At 71.8% G+C, this 14,283-nt stretch carries 14 protein-coding genes; 7 read left to right on the top strand and 7 right to left on the bottom strand.

Features of this window, described 5'->3' with window-relative positions:
* Nucleotides 1-37: 37 nt before the first annotated feature.
* Genes V3N99_00855 through V3N99_00845 form a run of 3 tightly spaced genes read right to left on the bottom strand, consistent with a single transcriptional unit; the run spans nucleotide 38 to nucleotide 2,467 of the window.
* On the bottom strand, nucleotides 38-421 hold the full coding sequence (locus V3N99_00855) for a DUF3054 domain-containing protein (GenBank protein MEO3935285.1): 384 nt from the start codon (nucleotides 419-421) through the stop codon (nucleotides 38-40).
* Nucleotides 421-1,398, bottom strand: a complete 978-nt coding sequence (locus V3N99_00850) for a ribose-phosphate pyrophosphokinase (GenBank protein ID MEO3935284.1) — start codon at nucleotides 1,396-1,398, stop codon at nucleotides 421-423. Before V3N99_00850 ends, V3N99_00855 begins: the two co-directional genes overlap by 1 nt.
* A gap of 58 nt (nucleotides 1,399-1,456) precedes the next feature.
* Entirely contained in the window at nucleotides 1,457-2,467 is a 1,011-nt protein-coding gene (locus tag V3N99_00845) for an alpha/beta hydrolase (GenBank protein MEO3935283.1), read from the bottom strand.
* A 50-nt stretch (nucleotides 2,468-2,517) separates the two neighbouring features.
* Between V3N99_00845 and dop the strand changes: the two genes are divergently transcribed.
* The 4 genes from dop (at nucleotide 2,518) to prcA (ending at nucleotide 5,973) form a co-directional block, all read left to right on the top strand.
* On the top strand, nucleotides 2,518-4,044 hold the full coding sequence (gene dop / locus V3N99_00840; protein MEO3935282.1) for a depupylase/deamidase Dop: 1,527 nt from the start codon (nucleotides 2,518-2,520) through the stop codon (nucleotides 4,042-4,044).
* Nucleotides 4,045-4,109: 65 nt separating this feature from the next.
* Nucleotides 4,110-4,316 carry a ubiquitin-like protein Pup gene (locus tag V3N99_00835; protein MEO3935281.1) on the top strand — a complete coding sequence of 69 codons (207 nt, stop codon included), beginning with the start codon at nucleotides 4,110-4,112 and terminating at the stop codon, nucleotides 4,314-4,316.
* On the top strand, nucleotides 4,313-5,140 hold the full coding sequence (gene prcB, locus V3N99_00830; protein MEO3935280.1) for a proteasome subunit beta: 828 nt from the start codon (nucleotides 4,313-4,315) through the stop codon (nucleotides 5,138-5,140). Before V3N99_00835 ends, prcB begins: the two co-directional genes overlap by 4 nt.
* Complete coding sequence (prcA, locus tag V3N99_00825) at nucleotides 5,137-5,973, top strand: proteasome subunit alpha (GenBank protein MEO3935279.1); 837 nt, start codon at nucleotides 5,137-5,139, stop codon at nucleotides 5,971-5,973. The genes prcB and prcA overlap by 4 nt, the downstream gene beginning before the upstream one ends.
* A 20-nt stretch (nucleotides 5,974-5,993) precedes the next feature.
* Here the strand turns inward: prcA and V3N99_00820 are convergent, their stop codons facing one another.
* The 3 genes from V3N99_00820 to V3N99_00810 form a co-directional block, all read right to left on the bottom strand.
* Nucleotides 5,994-7,100, bottom strand: coding sequence for a DivIVA domain-containing protein (locus V3N99_00820; protein ID MEO3935278.1), 1,107 nt, complete (start codon nucleotides 7,098-7,100; stop codon nucleotides 5,994-5,996).
* 37 nt (nucleotides 7,101-7,137) lie between these two features.
* On the bottom strand, nucleotides 7,138-8,925 hold the full coding sequence (locus V3N99_00815; protein ID MEO3935277.1) for a hypothetical protein: 1,788 nt from the start codon (nucleotides 8,923-8,925) through the stop codon (nucleotides 7,138-7,140).
* A 146-nt stretch (nucleotides 8,926-9,071) separates the two neighbouring features.
* The gene (locus tag V3N99_00810) at nucleotides 9,072-10,115 is read right to left on the bottom strand and encodes an oxidoreductase (GenBank protein ID MEO3935276.1); all 1,044 of its coding nucleotides are present in this window, start codon (nucleotides 10,113-10,115) and stop codon (nucleotides 9,072-9,074) included.
* Between the two features lie 103 nt (nucleotides 10,116-10,218).
* Between V3N99_00810 and pafA the strand changes: the two genes are divergently transcribed.
* The 3 genes from pafA to V3N99_00795 all read left to right on the top strand — a co-directional run bounded on the left by pafA (nucleotide 10,219) and on the right by V3N99_00795 (nucleotide 13,142).
* Nucleotides 10,219-11,580 (top strand): Pup--protein ligase, encoded by a 1,362-nt coding sequence (gene pafA / locus V3N99_00805; GenBank protein MEO3935275.1) that lies wholly within the window; start codon nucleotides 10,219-10,221, stop codon nucleotides 11,578-11,580.
* 101 nt (nucleotides 11,581-11,681) lie between these two features.
* On the top strand, nucleotides 11,682-12,716 hold the full coding sequence (locus V3N99_00800) for an FKBP-type peptidyl-prolyl cis-trans isomerase (GenBank protein ID MEO3935274.1): 1,035 nt from the start codon (nucleotides 11,682-11,684) through the stop codon (nucleotides 12,714-12,716).
* Nucleotides 12,717-12,755: 39 nt separating this feature from the next.
* Nucleotides 12,756-13,142, top strand: coding sequence for an FKBP-type peptidyl-prolyl cis-trans isomerase (locus tag V3N99_00795; protein ID MEO3935273.1), 387 nt, complete (start codon nucleotides 12,756-12,758; stop codon nucleotides 13,140-13,142).
* Between the two features lie 45 nt (nucleotides 13,143-13,187).
* Here V3N99_00795 and V3N99_00790 read toward each other — a convergent pair whose 3' ends face one another.
* Entirely contained in the window at nucleotides 13,188-14,282 is a 1,095-nt protein-coding gene (locus tag V3N99_00790) for a DUF3866 family protein (protein ID MEO3935272.1), read from the bottom strand.
* Nucleotide 14,283: the final 1 nt, after the last annotated feature.

Raw genomic sequence — 14,283 nt, 5'->3', positions numbered from 1 at the left:
CCGGTCGGCTGGAAACCGGGTGCGGGGCGGGCGCTGCTCAGCGCCGGGGAAGCACTCGCGGGAGCAGCGCCCGCCAGCCCAGGAGGCCCAGCGCGAGGAAGAGCGCGGCGACGACCACGAACGAGAAGGCCGTGCCCGCCCCGGTCACGACGCGCAGGAGTATGCCCCCGACGAGGGTCCCCGCCCAGACCACCAGCCCCGGCCGCACGTCGACCGGCCACCGACCCGAGCGCCAGCGCCAGAGCGCCCATCCCGCCGCAGCGCCGACGAGGAAGGGCCACGCGACGACCAGCACCCCCACCACCGCACTGCCCTCGTCGTGGCTGGCCCGGCCGATGGCGGCGAAGACGAGGACGATCACCGCGTCGAGGGCGGCAGCCGCGACGGGGGTGACGCTGCGGCCGGTGGAGACCATGGACATCAGAAGGGCAACCTCGGCTGGGGTGGGGCGTGGGTGGGGTCGACGCCCTCGAAGAGCGACGAGACCGACTTGCCCAGGTGGATGCGCTGGATGGCCTCGGCGAAGAGCTCGGCCGTGGAGCGGATGCGCAGCTGAGGCCAGCCGGTCGGTGGAGGCACGGTGTCGGTCGTCACGACCTCGGTGATCATCGGGTGGTCTCGCAGTCGCTCCACCGCCTTGCCGGCGAACAGGCCGTGGGTGCAGGCGACCGACGCCTCGGTGCACCCCTCGTCCTTGAGTCGCTCGAGCAGCTCGATGATCGAGCCGCCGGTGGCGATCTCGTCGTCGAGCACGATGGCCCGCTTGCCCGAGACGTCACCGACGATCGCGTCGATCACGACCTTGTCGTCGGCCAGCCGCTGCTTGCTGCCGGCAGCGACCGGGAGCCCCAGCAGGCGAGCGAACTGCGTTGCCGTCTTGGCGTTGCCGAGGTCGGGGGAGACGACGACCGTGTCGCTGAGGTCGGCGCCCCGGTAGTGGTCGGCGAGCACGCCGATGGCCGTGAGGTGGTCGACCGGCACCGAGAAGAAGCCGTGCACCTGAGGTGCGTGCAGCGCCATCGTGAGCACCCGGTCGACGCCAGCGGTCACGAGCAGGTCGGCCACCAGCCGACCGCCGATCGAGATGCGGGGGGCGTCCTTCTTGTCGGATCGAGCGTAGGCGTAGTGCGGCATCACGACGGTGATCTGGGCCGCCGACGCACCGCGGGCGGCGTCGATCATCAGCAGGAGCTCCATGAGGTGCTCCTGCGTGGGCGGCACCAGGGGCTGCACGATGTAGACGTCCTGCTGGCGACAGTTCTCGAGTAGCTGCGCCTGCAGGCAGTCGTTGCTGAAGCGCTTGATGTCGACCGGGGACCGGGTCACCCCCAGGTGCTCGCAGATCCGGTCTGCGAGGGCCGGGTGGGCGTTTCCGGAGAAGACGACGACCTCGTGCACGGTCCACCTTCCGTGGGGCGCGGCAAGTTCCTGCAGGCTATCGCGGTTCGGGGCCCGGTCAGTGCCCGGTGGTCGCCCGGTCTCCCACCAGGAGGCGGGCCCGGAGCTCGGCGGCGAGCTCGGAGCGGGCCTGAGGCCCCACGAGCGTCGCCCCGGGGAAGCTGTGGAACCCGTGCGGCGCCCCGACATAGGTGGTGGCCCGCACCGGGACCCCCGCCGCGGTCAGCGCCGCGGCATACGCGATGCCCTCGTCGCGCAGCGGGTCGAGCTGAGCCGTCTGCACCAGGGCAGGGGGCAGGCCGGTGAGGTCGTCGGCCCACAGGGGTGAGATCAGCGGGTGGTCGAGTGGCAGCTCGCTCGTGGCGGTGTAGGTCGCGAGGAAGGAGTCGACCTGGCGCTTGGTGAGGATGGGGGCCTGGGCGTTCTCCAGCATCGAGGGGAAGCTCTGGGTGCCGTCGACGCCGGGGTAGAGCAGCGCCTGGTGCGAGATGGTGGGGCCGCCCTCGTCACGCACGACCTGGCAGACGATGGCCGCGAGGTTGCCCCCGGCGGAGTCGCCGCTGACGGCGATCCGGCTGGGATCACCGCCGAGGGCGGCGACCCCCGACGCGGTCCAGCGCACGGCGTCGACGCAGTCGTAGGCGGCCTGCGGCGCGACGAACTCCGGCGCCATGCGGTAGTCGACGCTGACGACGAGGGCCTCGACGGAGTCGGCGAGGAAGCCACAGAGGGCGTCGTACCCGCGCACGTTGCCCAGCACCCAGCCGCCTCCGTGGAAGAAGACGATGACGGGCAGCGGACCAGCGCCGTGACCCGGACGATAGACCCGCAGCGGGATGCTCTGCCCGTCTCGGGCGGCCAGCTGGGAGGACGTGACCCGCACCCCCTTGGGCATCGCCCCGGTCACCCAGGTGGCCGGCGGCACCATCGGGGCCACCCGGCCCCGGGCGGCCCGGATCTGGTCGAGGTCCATGCCGTCGACGTCGAGCGCTCCGGTGCGGTCGTAGAGGGCGGCGAAGAGGCGGGTGCGCCAGGGGAGGACGCTGAGGGGGCTGGTCGACGGTGACATGCGCCCATCCTCTCCAACGGGCTGCGCCCACCGCACGTAGGGTGACGCGCATGACGGTGCGTCGAGTGATGGGGATCGAGACGGAGTACGGCATCTCGGTGGCGGGAGACCCGACAGCCAACGCGATGATCGCGTCGGGGCAGGTCGTCAACGCCTACGCCAGCTCGCACGGCGTGCGCTCCGGCCGGGCCGGCTGGGACTACGCCGACGAGGCCCCGCTGCGCGACGCCCGCGGTTTCGAGATGGGGCGCGGGGTGGCCGACCCGAGCCAGCTGACGGACATCGAGGACCCGACGCTCGCCAACGTGGTGCTCACCAACGGCGCACGGCTCTATGTCGACCACGCGCACCCGGAGTACTCCTCGCCCGAGGTCACCACCCCCCGCGGGATCGTCACGTGGGACCGCGCCGGCGAGATGGTCATGCTCGAGTCCGTACGACGCCTCGCGGCGACCCCGGGGCTGGCGGCGGTCAACCTGTACAAGAACAACACCGACGGCAAGGGCGCGTCCTACGGCACCCACGAGAACTACCTCATGCGTCGCGAGACCCCGTTCGCCGAGGTGGTCAAGCACCTGATCCCCTTCTTCGTCGCGCGGCAGGCGGTCTGCGGGTCGGGCCGGGTCGGCATCGGCCAGGACTCCCGCACGGCCGGCTTCCAGCTGAGCCAGCGGGCCGACTTCTTCGAGGTCGAGGTGGGTCTCGAGACGACGCTCAAGCGGCCCATCATCAACACGCGCGACGAGCCCCACGCCGTGGCCGAGCTCTATCGGCGGCTGCACGTGATCATCGGCGACGCCAACCACTGCGACGTCGCCAACGTCCTGAAGACAGGGATGACCTCGCTCGTGCTGGCCATGGTCGAGGACGGCTGCGTCGGGCTCGACCTCACGATGGTCAAGCCGGTCGCGACCCTGCACGCGATCTCCCACGACCCCACCCTGCGCGCGACCGCGACCCTGCGTGACGGCCGCACGCTGACGGCGGTGCAGGTCCTCTGGGAGTACTTCGGGGCGGCCCAGTCCTACCTGCGCGACCGAGGCCACGACCCGCTCGAGGATCCCGACACCGAGGAGGTCATGACGCTGTGGGAGCAGGTCCTGACCAAGCTCGAGACCGACCCGTCGTCCTGCGGGGCAGAGCTCGACTGGGTGGCCAAGCTCAACCTGCTCGAGAGCTACCGGGACCGCGACGGGCTGGCGTGGACGGATCCGCGGCTGCGGGCCATCGACATCCAGTGGAGCGACGTGCGCCCCGAGAAGGGGCTGTTCCACCGGCTCCGGGAGCGGGGGCGGGTGACCACCCTGGTCGACGCGGCTGCCGTGGCCCGAGCGGTGACCGAGCCACCGGAGGACACCCGAGCCTGGTTCCGCGGCAAGTGCCTCGAGAAGTTCGCCCCCCAGATCGCCGCCGCCTCGTGGGACTCCGTCATCTTCGACGTGCCCGGTCGTCATGCCCTGCAACGGGTGCCCATGCTGGAGCCCTTGCGCGGGACCAAGGCCCACGTGGGAGAGATCATGGACCGCTCCCCGGACGTGACCACGTTGTTGCGTGAGTTGGACGCCGCCGCCGGTTAGGGTCGGAGCAGGACGACGACCTCCCGCCGTTCGGCGGGGGGAGCCGAGACGTGACGGAGGACGCCATGCCCAGCCAGGAGCAGAGCCGGCCACAGCGGCGCGAGGACGGGACCGACGACGGCCCGGAGCCCACCGCCGCCTCGCCCGAGGTCTCCGCCCGCAAGGAGGCGCTCGACGACGACATCGACAGCCTGCTCGACGAGATCGACGGGGTGCTGGAGTCCAACGCCGAGGAGTTCGTGAAGGGCTTCGTGCAGAAGGGCGGCCAGTGAGCGACGGACTGACCTCGGGCCGCCTGCACCACGCCTTCACGACGCCGGGGTCGTCGTCCTTCACCGAGTTCGTCGGCCGGATGTCGCCGCAGCTGCTGCCCGGTGGGCGCCCGCTTCCGGTCGGTGCGTCCATCGACGCTCCGCACGGCACGACCATCGTGTCGGTGGAGTTCGCCGGCGGGGTGCTGATGGCCGGTGACCGCCGCGCGACGATGGGCAACCTCATCGCCAACCGCGACATGGAGAAGGTCTTCGCCGCCGACGAGTACTCCGTCGTCGGCATCGCCGGCACGGCCGGGCTCGCCATCGAGCTGGTCAAGCTCTACCAGGTCGAGCTCGAGCACTACGAGAAGATCGAGGGCACCCTGATGTCCGTCGAGGGCAAGGCCAACCGTCTGGCCACGATGATCAGGGGCAACCTCGCGATGGCGATGCAGGGGCTGGCGGTGGTGCCGCTCTTTGCGGGCTACGACGACCGCGACCGGGCGGGCCGCATCTACTCCTACGACGTCACCGGCGGCTGCTACCGCGAGCACGACCACCACAGCGTCGGATCCGGCTCGCTCTTCGCTCGCGGCGCCCTCAAGAAGCTGTGGCGCCCGGGTATGGCCCAGGCCGACGCCGTGCGCATCGCCATCGAGGCGCTCTACGACGCTGCCGACGACGACTCGGCGACCGGAGGCCCCGACCTCGGGCGGCGAATCTGGCCGACCCTGGCCGTGGTCGACGTCGACGGAGCCCGGTTCCTCGACGACGGGACCCTGGGTCAGGTGGCGCAGCAGATCGTGACCGACCGCCGTGACAACCCGGGAGGTGCGCGATGAGCATGCCGTTCTACGTCTCACCCGAGCAGCTGATGAAGGACAAGGCCGACTATGCCCGCAAGGGCATCTCGCGCGGCCGCTCGGTCGTGGTGCTGGCCTACGACAAGGGGATCGCCTTCGTCGCGGAGAACCCTCAGAGCCTGCGCAAGATCTCCGAGATCTACGACCGGATCGCCTTCGCCGCCGTGGGCATGTACTACGAGTTCGAGAACCTCCGGGTGGCCGGCATCCGCTACGCGGACCTGCGCGGCTACTCCTACGACCGCTCGGACGTGAGTGCTCGTGGTCTGGCCAACGCGTACGCCCAGACCCTCGGCACGGTCTTCACCCAGGAGCCGAAGCCCTACGAGATCGAGATCGTCGTCGCCGAGGTGGGCAAGGACGAGGACCACGACCAGATGTACCGCCTCACCTACGACGGGTCGGTCGCCGACCAGCACGGGTTCGTCGTCATGGGTGGCACCATCGCCCAGTCCGAGCAGCTGCTCAAGGACCGCTGGACCAAGGGCCTGACCCTCGGGGGTGCGCTGTCGCTGGCCGTCGACGCGCTGGCGCTCGACCCGGCCGGAGGTCCGGCCCGCACCCTGCCCGCCGACCAGCTCGAGGTGGCCGTGCTCGACCGTGAGCGCCCTCGTCGCACGTTCCGTCGCCTCGGCGGTCAGCTGCTGAACGACCTGCTCAACAGTGACAGCCCGGTGCACGACGCCCCGTCCGTCGACGGCCCTCCCGGGCACCACGGCCTTCTCACCGGGGAGGGCGGTCCGTCACCCGAGACCCCCGGCACAGACCAGCCGTCGAACCCGCAGGGACGCGAGGACGACGGCCGGGTCTGACTCCACCTGGGTGGGGCCGGTCAGCGAGCTGCAGCCGGCTGCCCCAGCTCGTCGGACTGCTCGATCGAGGTGGTCTGATCCATCGAGGTGGTCTGCTCGACCTCGACCGGTGCACCGGTCGAAGCGGGCTCCGGCTGGAGCTCGGGCTCGACCTGCGGCTGGGCCTCGGAGGCTGGGACAGCAGCGGCGACCGGTGCGGCGGGGGCGGCCTGCGAGGCCAGGGCGGCCCCGCCGAGAGTGGCCAGCATCTGGCGCACGTTGGCCAGCTGGCTGTTGATGCTGTCCCGACGGGTGGTGGCTGCCGCGAGCTCCCGCTCCGACTCGGTGCGGACCCGCTCGGCCTGGTCACGGGCAGCCTTGACGAGCTGGGTCGCCTCGGCCCGAGCCGACTCGAGCAGCGAGTCGGCCTGGGTGCGCGCCTGGGAGTGCGCCTGCTCCGACTCCGACGTGAGCGTCTCCACCCGCCCCTTGGCCTCGGTCAGGTGCTGGTCGTGCATCGCGAGCTGCGCCGAGAACTCGGCCGCCGCCTTGTCTCGGCGCTCGGCCAGCGTGGTCTCGAAGTCGGCGGCGGCGGCGGAGACCTTGGCCCGCTGGCTCTCGTAGAGTGCCTCCGCCTCCCCGCGCCGAGTCTGAGCACCCCGCTCGGCATCATCGATGATCTCGTCCGCGCGGCGGTTGGCGTATTCCAGCAGACTGGCCGCATCGGCCTCGGCCTTGCTGCGGACCTCCTCCGTGTAGCGCGTCGTCTCCGCCCGGAGGGACTCGACGGCCGCCATCGCCGAGGCGCGGTGGTTGTCCGCGTCAGCAGCGGCCATCGCCCGCAGGTCAGCGGCTTCGGCGTCAGCGAGCTCGAGGATCTTGCCGATCCGCTCGCCGAGGTTCTGATAGCTGGGCTGGCCGGCGGAGCGCTGTGCCGCCTCGAGCGTCTGGGCGTGCCGACGCAGGCCGTCCAGCTCGGCGTTGAGGTCGGCGTGAGCCGTCTGGGTCTTGCTGAGCTCGACGGTGCGGTCAGCTGCCTCACGTCTGGCCTCCTCCAGCGCCGCGAAGAGCTGGCCCAGGTGAGAGTCGACCTGGGCCGGGTCGTAGCCGCGCATCACGGAGCGGAACGGGGGAGCTTTCTCGGTCATCGGGGTGCCATCGTTTCTGCAGGGTCGAGCCTGCGCATCAGTGGGTCGGGTCGGTGGGCTGGAGGGCTGGGGCGACGGGGGCGTCCTCGTAGGAACCCCAGTAGAACTCGGGCTCGGCAGGCTCGGCCAGCTCGGCACGCGCTGCGGGGTGGGGGTCGACCGCGTCCGGCTCGACCACCTCCGGCTCGATCACGCCGGGCTCGACGGCAGCAAGGTCGACCGCCGCCGCACGCGACGCAGCGAGCTCGGCTTCGAGCCCTTCCATCGTGCCGTCCGGCCGCTCGGTCACCGCGAGTGCCTCGATGACCCCGGAGAGGTGCCCCAGCTGGCTGGCGATGTCGTCGCGCTGTGAGGCCAGCATGGTGGCCTCGTGGCGTGCGTCCTCGAGGATCTTGCGGGCCTGGGCCCGCAGCTCGTCCGCCTCGGTCCGCGCCGACGTGATGGTCGCCACCAGCTCGGCGCGGGTCGCGCGGCGCTGCTCGTGGGAGTCCCGCTGCAGCTTCTCCACCTCGGCCCCGGTGCGCTCCCGGATGAGCCGGGCTCCGTGCTCGGCCTCGGTGAGGCGACGTTCGGCCCGTTCGACGGCCGCCTGGGCGTTGAGCTCGGCGTCGGCGACGGCTCGGGCCGAGTCCTGCTGGGCCCGGTCCGAGGTGCGCTGGGCGTCGGCACGGGCCGACTCCAGCACGGCCTGGGCCTGTGACCGCAGGCGCTCGGCCTCGGCGAGGGCCTCGGCGACGGTGGTCTCGGCCTTGTGAGCCGCCTGGGCGAGCACCTCCTGCACCCTGGTGCGGTGCTCGCGGGTGGTCTGGAGCCGCTCGTGGTGGCTGACGGCGCCCTGACGGGCCACTTCCTCGCGGGTGCCGTCGAGCATCTCCTGCATCGTGGCCCGGGCCCACTCCATGTGGCCGTCCGCCGCGGCCAGGGTCTCGTCGGCCTCAGCCTTGGCGACGGCGGTCAGCTCGGCCACGCGCTGCTGCGCGTCGCTCAGGACCTGGTCGGCCTGTCGTTGGTGGGCGTCGAGGGTGACCCGGGCGTCGTCGCGCCACCCCTGCGCCTCGGACCGGGCCTCCTCGCGCAGGCGTGCCACCTCCGCCTCGGCCTGCTCACGCAGTGTCGAGACGTGGGCCCCGGTCTGCGAGGTCAGCAGCTCGCGCTCGGCGTCAGCCGCCTGGATACGCTCCTCGAGTGCGGCGACCTGCGCCCGTTGGTGCTCGACCAAGGCCGCCCTGGCCGTCTCGTCGTCGGAGCGGGCCGCCTCGACCAGCTGCCGACGCTCGTCGTCGGCGCAGGACAGCAGCTGGGCCGCCTCCTCGCGGGCCTGCGAGATCGCTGCCTCGCTCGTGCGGGCGGCGGCGGCCGTGACCAGCGCCGACTGCTCGGCCGCATCGGCGTGCAGCCGGTCCGCGTCCTCCTGGGCCTCCGCGAGCCGGCTCTTCGCCTGGTCGAGGGCGGCGACGGCGTCGGCGTGCAGCGCGGCTGCCTCCTCGCGCAGCGCGTCGGCCTCGAGCCGCAGCCGGGCGCACTCGGCCGCGGTCGTCTCGGCCTGCGCCTGCATCTGGGCCCGGAGAGTGTCTGCGTGCGTCTGCGCGCTCGTGAGGATGGCAAGAGTCTGAGCGGTCACGTCACCGAAGGACATCCGCGGGCCGAAGGTCGACGGCGGACCGACCGCTTCCGTCACCACGGTGTCAGGGGTAGCGGTGTCAGGGCTGTCGGTCTCGTCGAGCCGTGCGTCAGGCTCCTCCTCACCCCACGGGTCGGAGGTGTCGTCCGTTGCCCCGGCCCACGCGTAGGGGGCCGGCTCGCGGGGGACGAACGGCTCGTACATGGGCGCAATGATCCCATGCCCTCGGTCGCGCTGCGCGGGCAACGGCAACGGCTCGTTAGCGGGGTGCGGCTGCATGATCTTCCAGACGGGCGGTGGCACGGGCCGTCCGGTTGGTCAAACCATCACCACACTGAGCACAGCTCGCATCACGGCAATCCGGCGGAGCGGCGGCGGCCCCGGATCCGGGCCGCCAGATCGAGCTCGTCGTCGCGGTCGAGACCGGCCCTGCGGCCGGTGCGCCCCAGCCCGAGCTCCCGCTCCCAGAGCAGAGTGGCCGCCGTCGTCTCCGCCAGGGGCCGGGTCACGAGTCCGGCGGCGACCGCAGAGTGGTCGTCGTGGGTGGCGAACCCCTGCCACGCCTCGTCCGCCATCCACAGCGCCAGGGACCGGGGCCCCATGAACTCCGTGACTCCGTGGGCCCTCAGGTCCTCGTCCGTCGCCTCGACCCGAGGCCCCGCGAAGCCGGTCAGCCACTCTGCGGCGGCGATCACCTCCTCGAGCGTGCGACGAGGTCCGTAGGCGTCGACCGTGCCGGTTCGTCCGGCCAGCCCCGCGTGCACCAGCCAGGCGGCCAGGTCCTCGACGTCGACCACCTGCGCACCTCGATCGGTGCGCTCGGGCACGAGGAGGGGCCCACCGTCCTCGGCAGCCAGCGCGCAGCGGCCCACCCAGTAGCCGAAGCGGTCGCTCGGGTCGCCGTAGCCGGCGATCAGACCCGACCTGGCGACCAGCGCATCGGCCCCCCGGGCGACCGCCACTGCCTGCTCGCACGCCACCTTCGCCTCGCCGTAGACCTCACCGTCCGCCATCGGGGACGACAGGGCTCCCAGCAGCGGCAGGTCCTGCCCTCCACCGACGACGCTCTGGTCGGCGTAGACCGACCCGGAGGAGACGTAGACCCAGTGCCGCGCGCGGTCCGACAGGGCCGTGAGCGCCCGCACGGCGAAGCCGGGCTGCCAGGTCAGCTCAACGACGAGGTCCCAGTCCTGGTCGGGCAGGGCGGCATACGGGTCGGGGGTGCTGTCGCGCGACCGGTCGGCCGCGACGAGCCGGGCTCCGGGGGGAACCGAGCCGCTCCGGCCACGGGCGAGGCAGGTGACCTCGTGCCCGGCGGCGGCGGCGTGGCGGGCGACGGCTCCGCCGAGCCACGCGGTGCCTCCGAGGACGAGGACGGTCTTCGAGCCGGTCATCGAGCCAATGTCGCACGGGCGGCGAAGGTGGCCCAGGGCTTACGCGCTCGGCGCAGCGGCGAGCCCGGGGGCAACCCGAGCACCGTCGGCCTAGAGTGAGGAGATGGAGCGGCGGATCTTCGGGATCGAGAACGAGTACGGCGTCACGTGCACGTTCGACGGACAGCGCCGGCTGACGCCCGACGAGGTCGCGCGCTACCTCTTCCGCAAGGTCGTCTCGTGGGGGCGGTCGAGCAACGTCTTCCTCGCCAACGGGTCCCGGCTGTATCTCGACGTGGGGTCCCACCCGGAGTACGCCACGCCCGAGTGCGACGACCTGCGCGAGATCGTCATCCACGACAAGGCCGGCGAGCGCATCGTCGAGGGCCTCGTCGAGGACGCCCAGCAGCGGCTGGCCGAAGAGGGCATCGCGGGCGAGATCTACGTCTTCAAGAACAACACCGACTCCGCCGGCAACTCCTACGGCTGCCACGAGAACTACCTCGTGGGCCGGGCGGGCGAGTTCCAGAAGATCTCCGACGTGCTCATCCCCTTCCTGGTCAGCCGCCAGATCACCTGTGGCGCAGGGAAGGTCGTCACCAGCACCTCGGGGGCGCGATTCTGTGTGAGCCAGCGCGCCGACCACATCTGGGAGGGAGTGTCGTCGGCCACGACGCGCAGCCGTCCCATCATCAACACCCGTGACGAGCCCCACGCCGACGCGGAGAAGTACCGCCGTCTGCACGTCATCGTCGGCGACTCCAACATGTCCGAGACCACGACCCTGCTCAAGGTCGGCTCGGCCGACCTCGTGCTGCGGATGATCGAGGCAGGGGTCGTGATGCGCGACATGGCCCTCGAGAACCCCATCCGGGCGATCCGCGAGATCAGCCACGACGTGAGCGGGCGCAAAACCGTCAGGCTGGCCAACGGGCGTGACCTCTCCGCGCTGCAGATCCAGCAGGAGTACTACGAGCGGGCGATGGGGTTCGTCGAGCGGGAGGGCCTGACGGCACCGGTGCAGAAGCAGGTCCTCGACCTGTGGGGCCGCACGTTGACCGCCGTCGAGACCGGTGACCTCTCCCTGGTCGACACCGAGATCGACTGGGTGATCAAGAAGCGGCTCATCGACCGCTACATGGCCAAGCACGACCTCGAGCTGTCGGACCCACGGATCCTGCAGATCGACCTCGCCTACCACGACATCAACCGTCGGCGCGGGCTGTTCTATCTGCTGCAGAAGCGGGGCCTGGCCGCGCGGGTGTGCACCGATCTCGAGACCTTCGAGGCCAAGGGTCGGCCCCCACAGACCACCCGGGCCAAGCTGCGCGGTGACTTCATCCGCGCCGCGCAGGAGCACCGCCGAGACTTCACCGTCGACTGGGTGCACCTCAAGCTCAACGACCAGGCCCAGCGCACCGTCCTGTGCAAGGACCCCTTCGCGTCGACCGACGTGCGGGTGGCCCGCCTCGTCGAGAGCATGTGACGCGGTCGGGGCACCCCTCCACCACCGGCGGTGTCTCGCGGCACAGGCGATCCCGTTACCGTGTCGTGCGGTTACCACTCCCGACCCGAAGGCCTTCTCGCGTGCACGCTCTCCCCGTATCCATCGCAGCCGGTGCTGTGCTCGTCCTCGGCCTGACGGCCTGCGGCGCGTCCACGACCAGCACCGGGGCGACGTCGTCGCCCGGCTCCACCCCGACGGGATCGGCCACCCCCGGGGCCAGCCCCGCTGCTAACGCCAACCACCCACCGCTCAACAAGCCACAGGACGTCGCCACGCTCGACGGCATCACCGTGGCCGGCGACGGCACCGCCAAGACGCCGACGGTCACCATCGCCAAGAAGCCGGTGAGCGTCTCCGCCACCGCGGTGAAGGTCCTCACGCAGGGCACGGGCGAGGTGAGCACGGGGGCGAGCCGCGTCTCGATCATCGAGGCGCTCTTCCAGGGCACGACCGGCAAGCAGCTCGACAGCACCTACGGCAAGCCCGCCCAGTCCTTCGTGCTCAGCAGCGGCAACACCATCCCCGGGCTCAACATCGCCCTCACCGGTGTGAGGGCGGGCTCGCGCATCCTCTTCGCGATCCCCCCGGCCGAGGCCTTCGGCGCCCAGGGCAACACGGCGGCGGGCGTCGGACCCACCGACAACCTCGTCGTCGTGGCGGACATCGTCTCGGTCGGCACGCCCCTGACCGAGGCGAAGGGGGCGCCCGTCGCACCCAAGGCGGGACTCCCCACGGTGGCCTTCGACTCCACCAAGGGCCCGACCATCACCGTGCCCAAGACCGCAGCCTCCACGAGCCTCGTCATCCAGCCCCTCGTGCAGGGCACCGGCGCCACCGTCGCCAAGGGACAGTCGGTGACGGTCCACTACACGGGCGTCACCTACAGCACCGGCGAGGTCTTCGACTCGTCGTGGACCAAGAAGGCGCCCTTCACCTTCACCATCGGTGCCGGCCGGGTCATCCCCGGCTGGGACAAGGGCCTGATCGGCCAGAAGGTCGGCTCGCGCATCCTGCTCGTCATCCCGCCGGCCGACGGTTACGGCGCCAACGCGCAGGGCAGCATCCCCGCGAACTCCACCCTCGTCTTCGCGATCGACATCCTCGACGCCAGCTGACCCCAGCCACCCACACCACCACTCCCAGAAGGAGCCTCCATGGCCATCCCCGCTGACCGCACCAAGCCCGAGCTCGACTTCCCCGGCGACGAAGCCCCCACCGACCTCGTGATCGAGGAGATCATCGAGGGCACCGGCGACGAGGCCGCCGCCGGCCAGACGGTGAGCACCCACTACGTCGGGTGGGCCTTCTCCTCGGGCGAGGAGTTCGACTCGTCGTGGGGCCGCGGCGCCCCCCTCGACTTCCCCGTCGGCGTCGGCCGGGTCATCAAGGGCTGGGACGAGGGCCTGCTCGGGATGAAGGTCGGCGGCCGCCGCAAGCTCACCATCCCGGCCCACCTGGCCTACGGCGACCGCGGTGCCGGTGCCGTCATCAAGCCGGGCGAGACCCTGATCTTCGTCGTCGACCTGGTCGACGTGCGCTGACACCCGGAGACACACCAGCACCACCCCACTCGTTGCTTCGTCGGGTCAGAGCAACGACGCGGCGTGGCGGCCGGCGGCGGCCGCGGCGAGGAAGCTCGCCGGGTCGTCGTCGTAGCCGCGGCCCATGGTGCGCAACGTCACCGGTGACGCCCGCAGCGCCGGCTCGAGGTCGTCGACCTTGACGTCGTGCCGCACCAGGCGGCCGCCGCTCTGCTCCACCAGCGCGTCGGCCTGCGCCGACACCAGCTCACCGATCTGACCGGTCAACCGGGGGACCGGCACGTCGGCCGGCACCAGAGCCACCCGCCCGTAGGCCGTGCGGCTGTGGTGCGACACCCCGCGGTGACGCTCTCGCGGGTCGGCCTGCGAGACACGCAACGACGCCACCGCTCGTCCACCGAGGGTGACTGCGGCATTGACGGCCTCGCCGGCGACGACGCCCGAGAACCCCCAGCGGGTGCCGGTCCCGAGGTTGCCGGGTCCCTGCGCGACGACCACGAGGTCGGCCCCGACCACGAGCCGGGCCGCCAGCAGTGCCGAGTGCACCGTGACCGCCTCGAGGTCGCCCCCATAGGCCTGGCCGACCGTCAGGCAGCACGCGAGGGCGCCCCGCTCGCGGAGCACGGCGACGGTGGTCGAGAAGGCGGCCGGCAGGGCGCCCCCGTCGGTCATGACGTAGGCGACCCTCGTCCCCGGGCGCTCGCGCTCCACACCCACCACGATCGCCGGCAGGGCCGAGTGCAGGTCGGCGACGACCACCGGCATCCCCGCGAGGTCGTCTGCCTCGGCGAGCAGCGCGTGGTGCGGGCTCTCCTGCTCGTCGACACCGAGCACCATGGTCTGCAGGGGGGTGTAGCGGGCCTTGACCACGTGCCCGGGCCGCCCGGAGGGGCCTGCGGGCAGATCGTCGTCGGTGCGGTCGGGGAGCGCGACCACCAGCGCGAGCCCGCCCGTGCCGAGCCCCCGCTCGAGCGCCGTGGTGTTGACCAGCACCGTCTCACCCGTGCGGGGCTCACCGGTGAGCTCGGCATACGCCAGAGCCTGCACGAGCTGCCCGTCGGCCAGGCGCACCCTCAGCTCGAGCGCGCCCGGACGCGCGGCACCGAGCCCTTCGACGACACCCCTGCGCAGCCTGACCACG

Source organism: Dermatophilaceae bacterium Soc4.6 (genome assembly GCA_039889245.1).
Lineage (GTDB): Bacteria > Actinomycetota > Actinomycetes > Actinomycetales > Dermatophilaceae > Lapillicoccus.
This window is presented reverse-complemented; position numbering and strand designations above follow the sequence as displayed.

Coding starts and splice junctions, on each gene's coding strand:
- V3N99_00855 (MEO3935285.1), bottom strand. CDS start 421: ATGTCCATGGTCTCCACCGGCCGCAGCGTCACCCCCGTCGCGGCTGCC.
- V3N99_00845 (MEO3935283.1), bottom strand. CDS start 2,467: ATGTCACCGTCGACCAGCCCCCTCAGCGTCCTCCCCTGGCGCACCCGC.
- dop (MEO3935282.1), top strand. CDS start 2,518: ATGACGGTGCGTCGAGTGATGGGGATCGAGACGGAGTACGGCATCTCG.
- V3N99_00835 (MEO3935281.1), top strand. CDS start 4,110: ATGCCCAGCCAGGAGCAGAGCCGGCCACAGCGGCGCGAGGACGGGACC.
- prcA (MEO3935279.1), top strand. CDS start 5,137: ATGAGCATGCCGTTCTACGTCTCACCCGAGCAGCTGATGAAGGACAAG.
- V3N99_00820 (MEO3935278.1), bottom strand. CDS start 7,100: ATGACCGAGAAAGCTCCCCCGTTCCGCTCCGTGATGCGCGGCTACGAC.
- V3N99_00815 (MEO3935277.1), bottom strand. CDS start 8,925: ATGTACGAGCCGTTCGTCCCCCGCGAGCCGGCCCCCTACGCGTGGGCC.
- V3N99_00810 (MEO3935276.1), bottom strand. CDS start 10,115: ATGACCGGCTCGAAGACCGTCCTCGTCCTCGGAGGCACCGCGTGGCTC.
- pafA (MEO3935275.1), top strand. CDS start 10,219: ATGGAGCGGCGGATCTTCGGGATCGAGAACGAGTACGGCGTCACGTGC.
- V3N99_00795 (MEO3935273.1), top strand. CDS start 12,756: ATGGCCATCCCCGCTGACCGCACCAAGCCCGAGCTCGACTTCCCCGGC.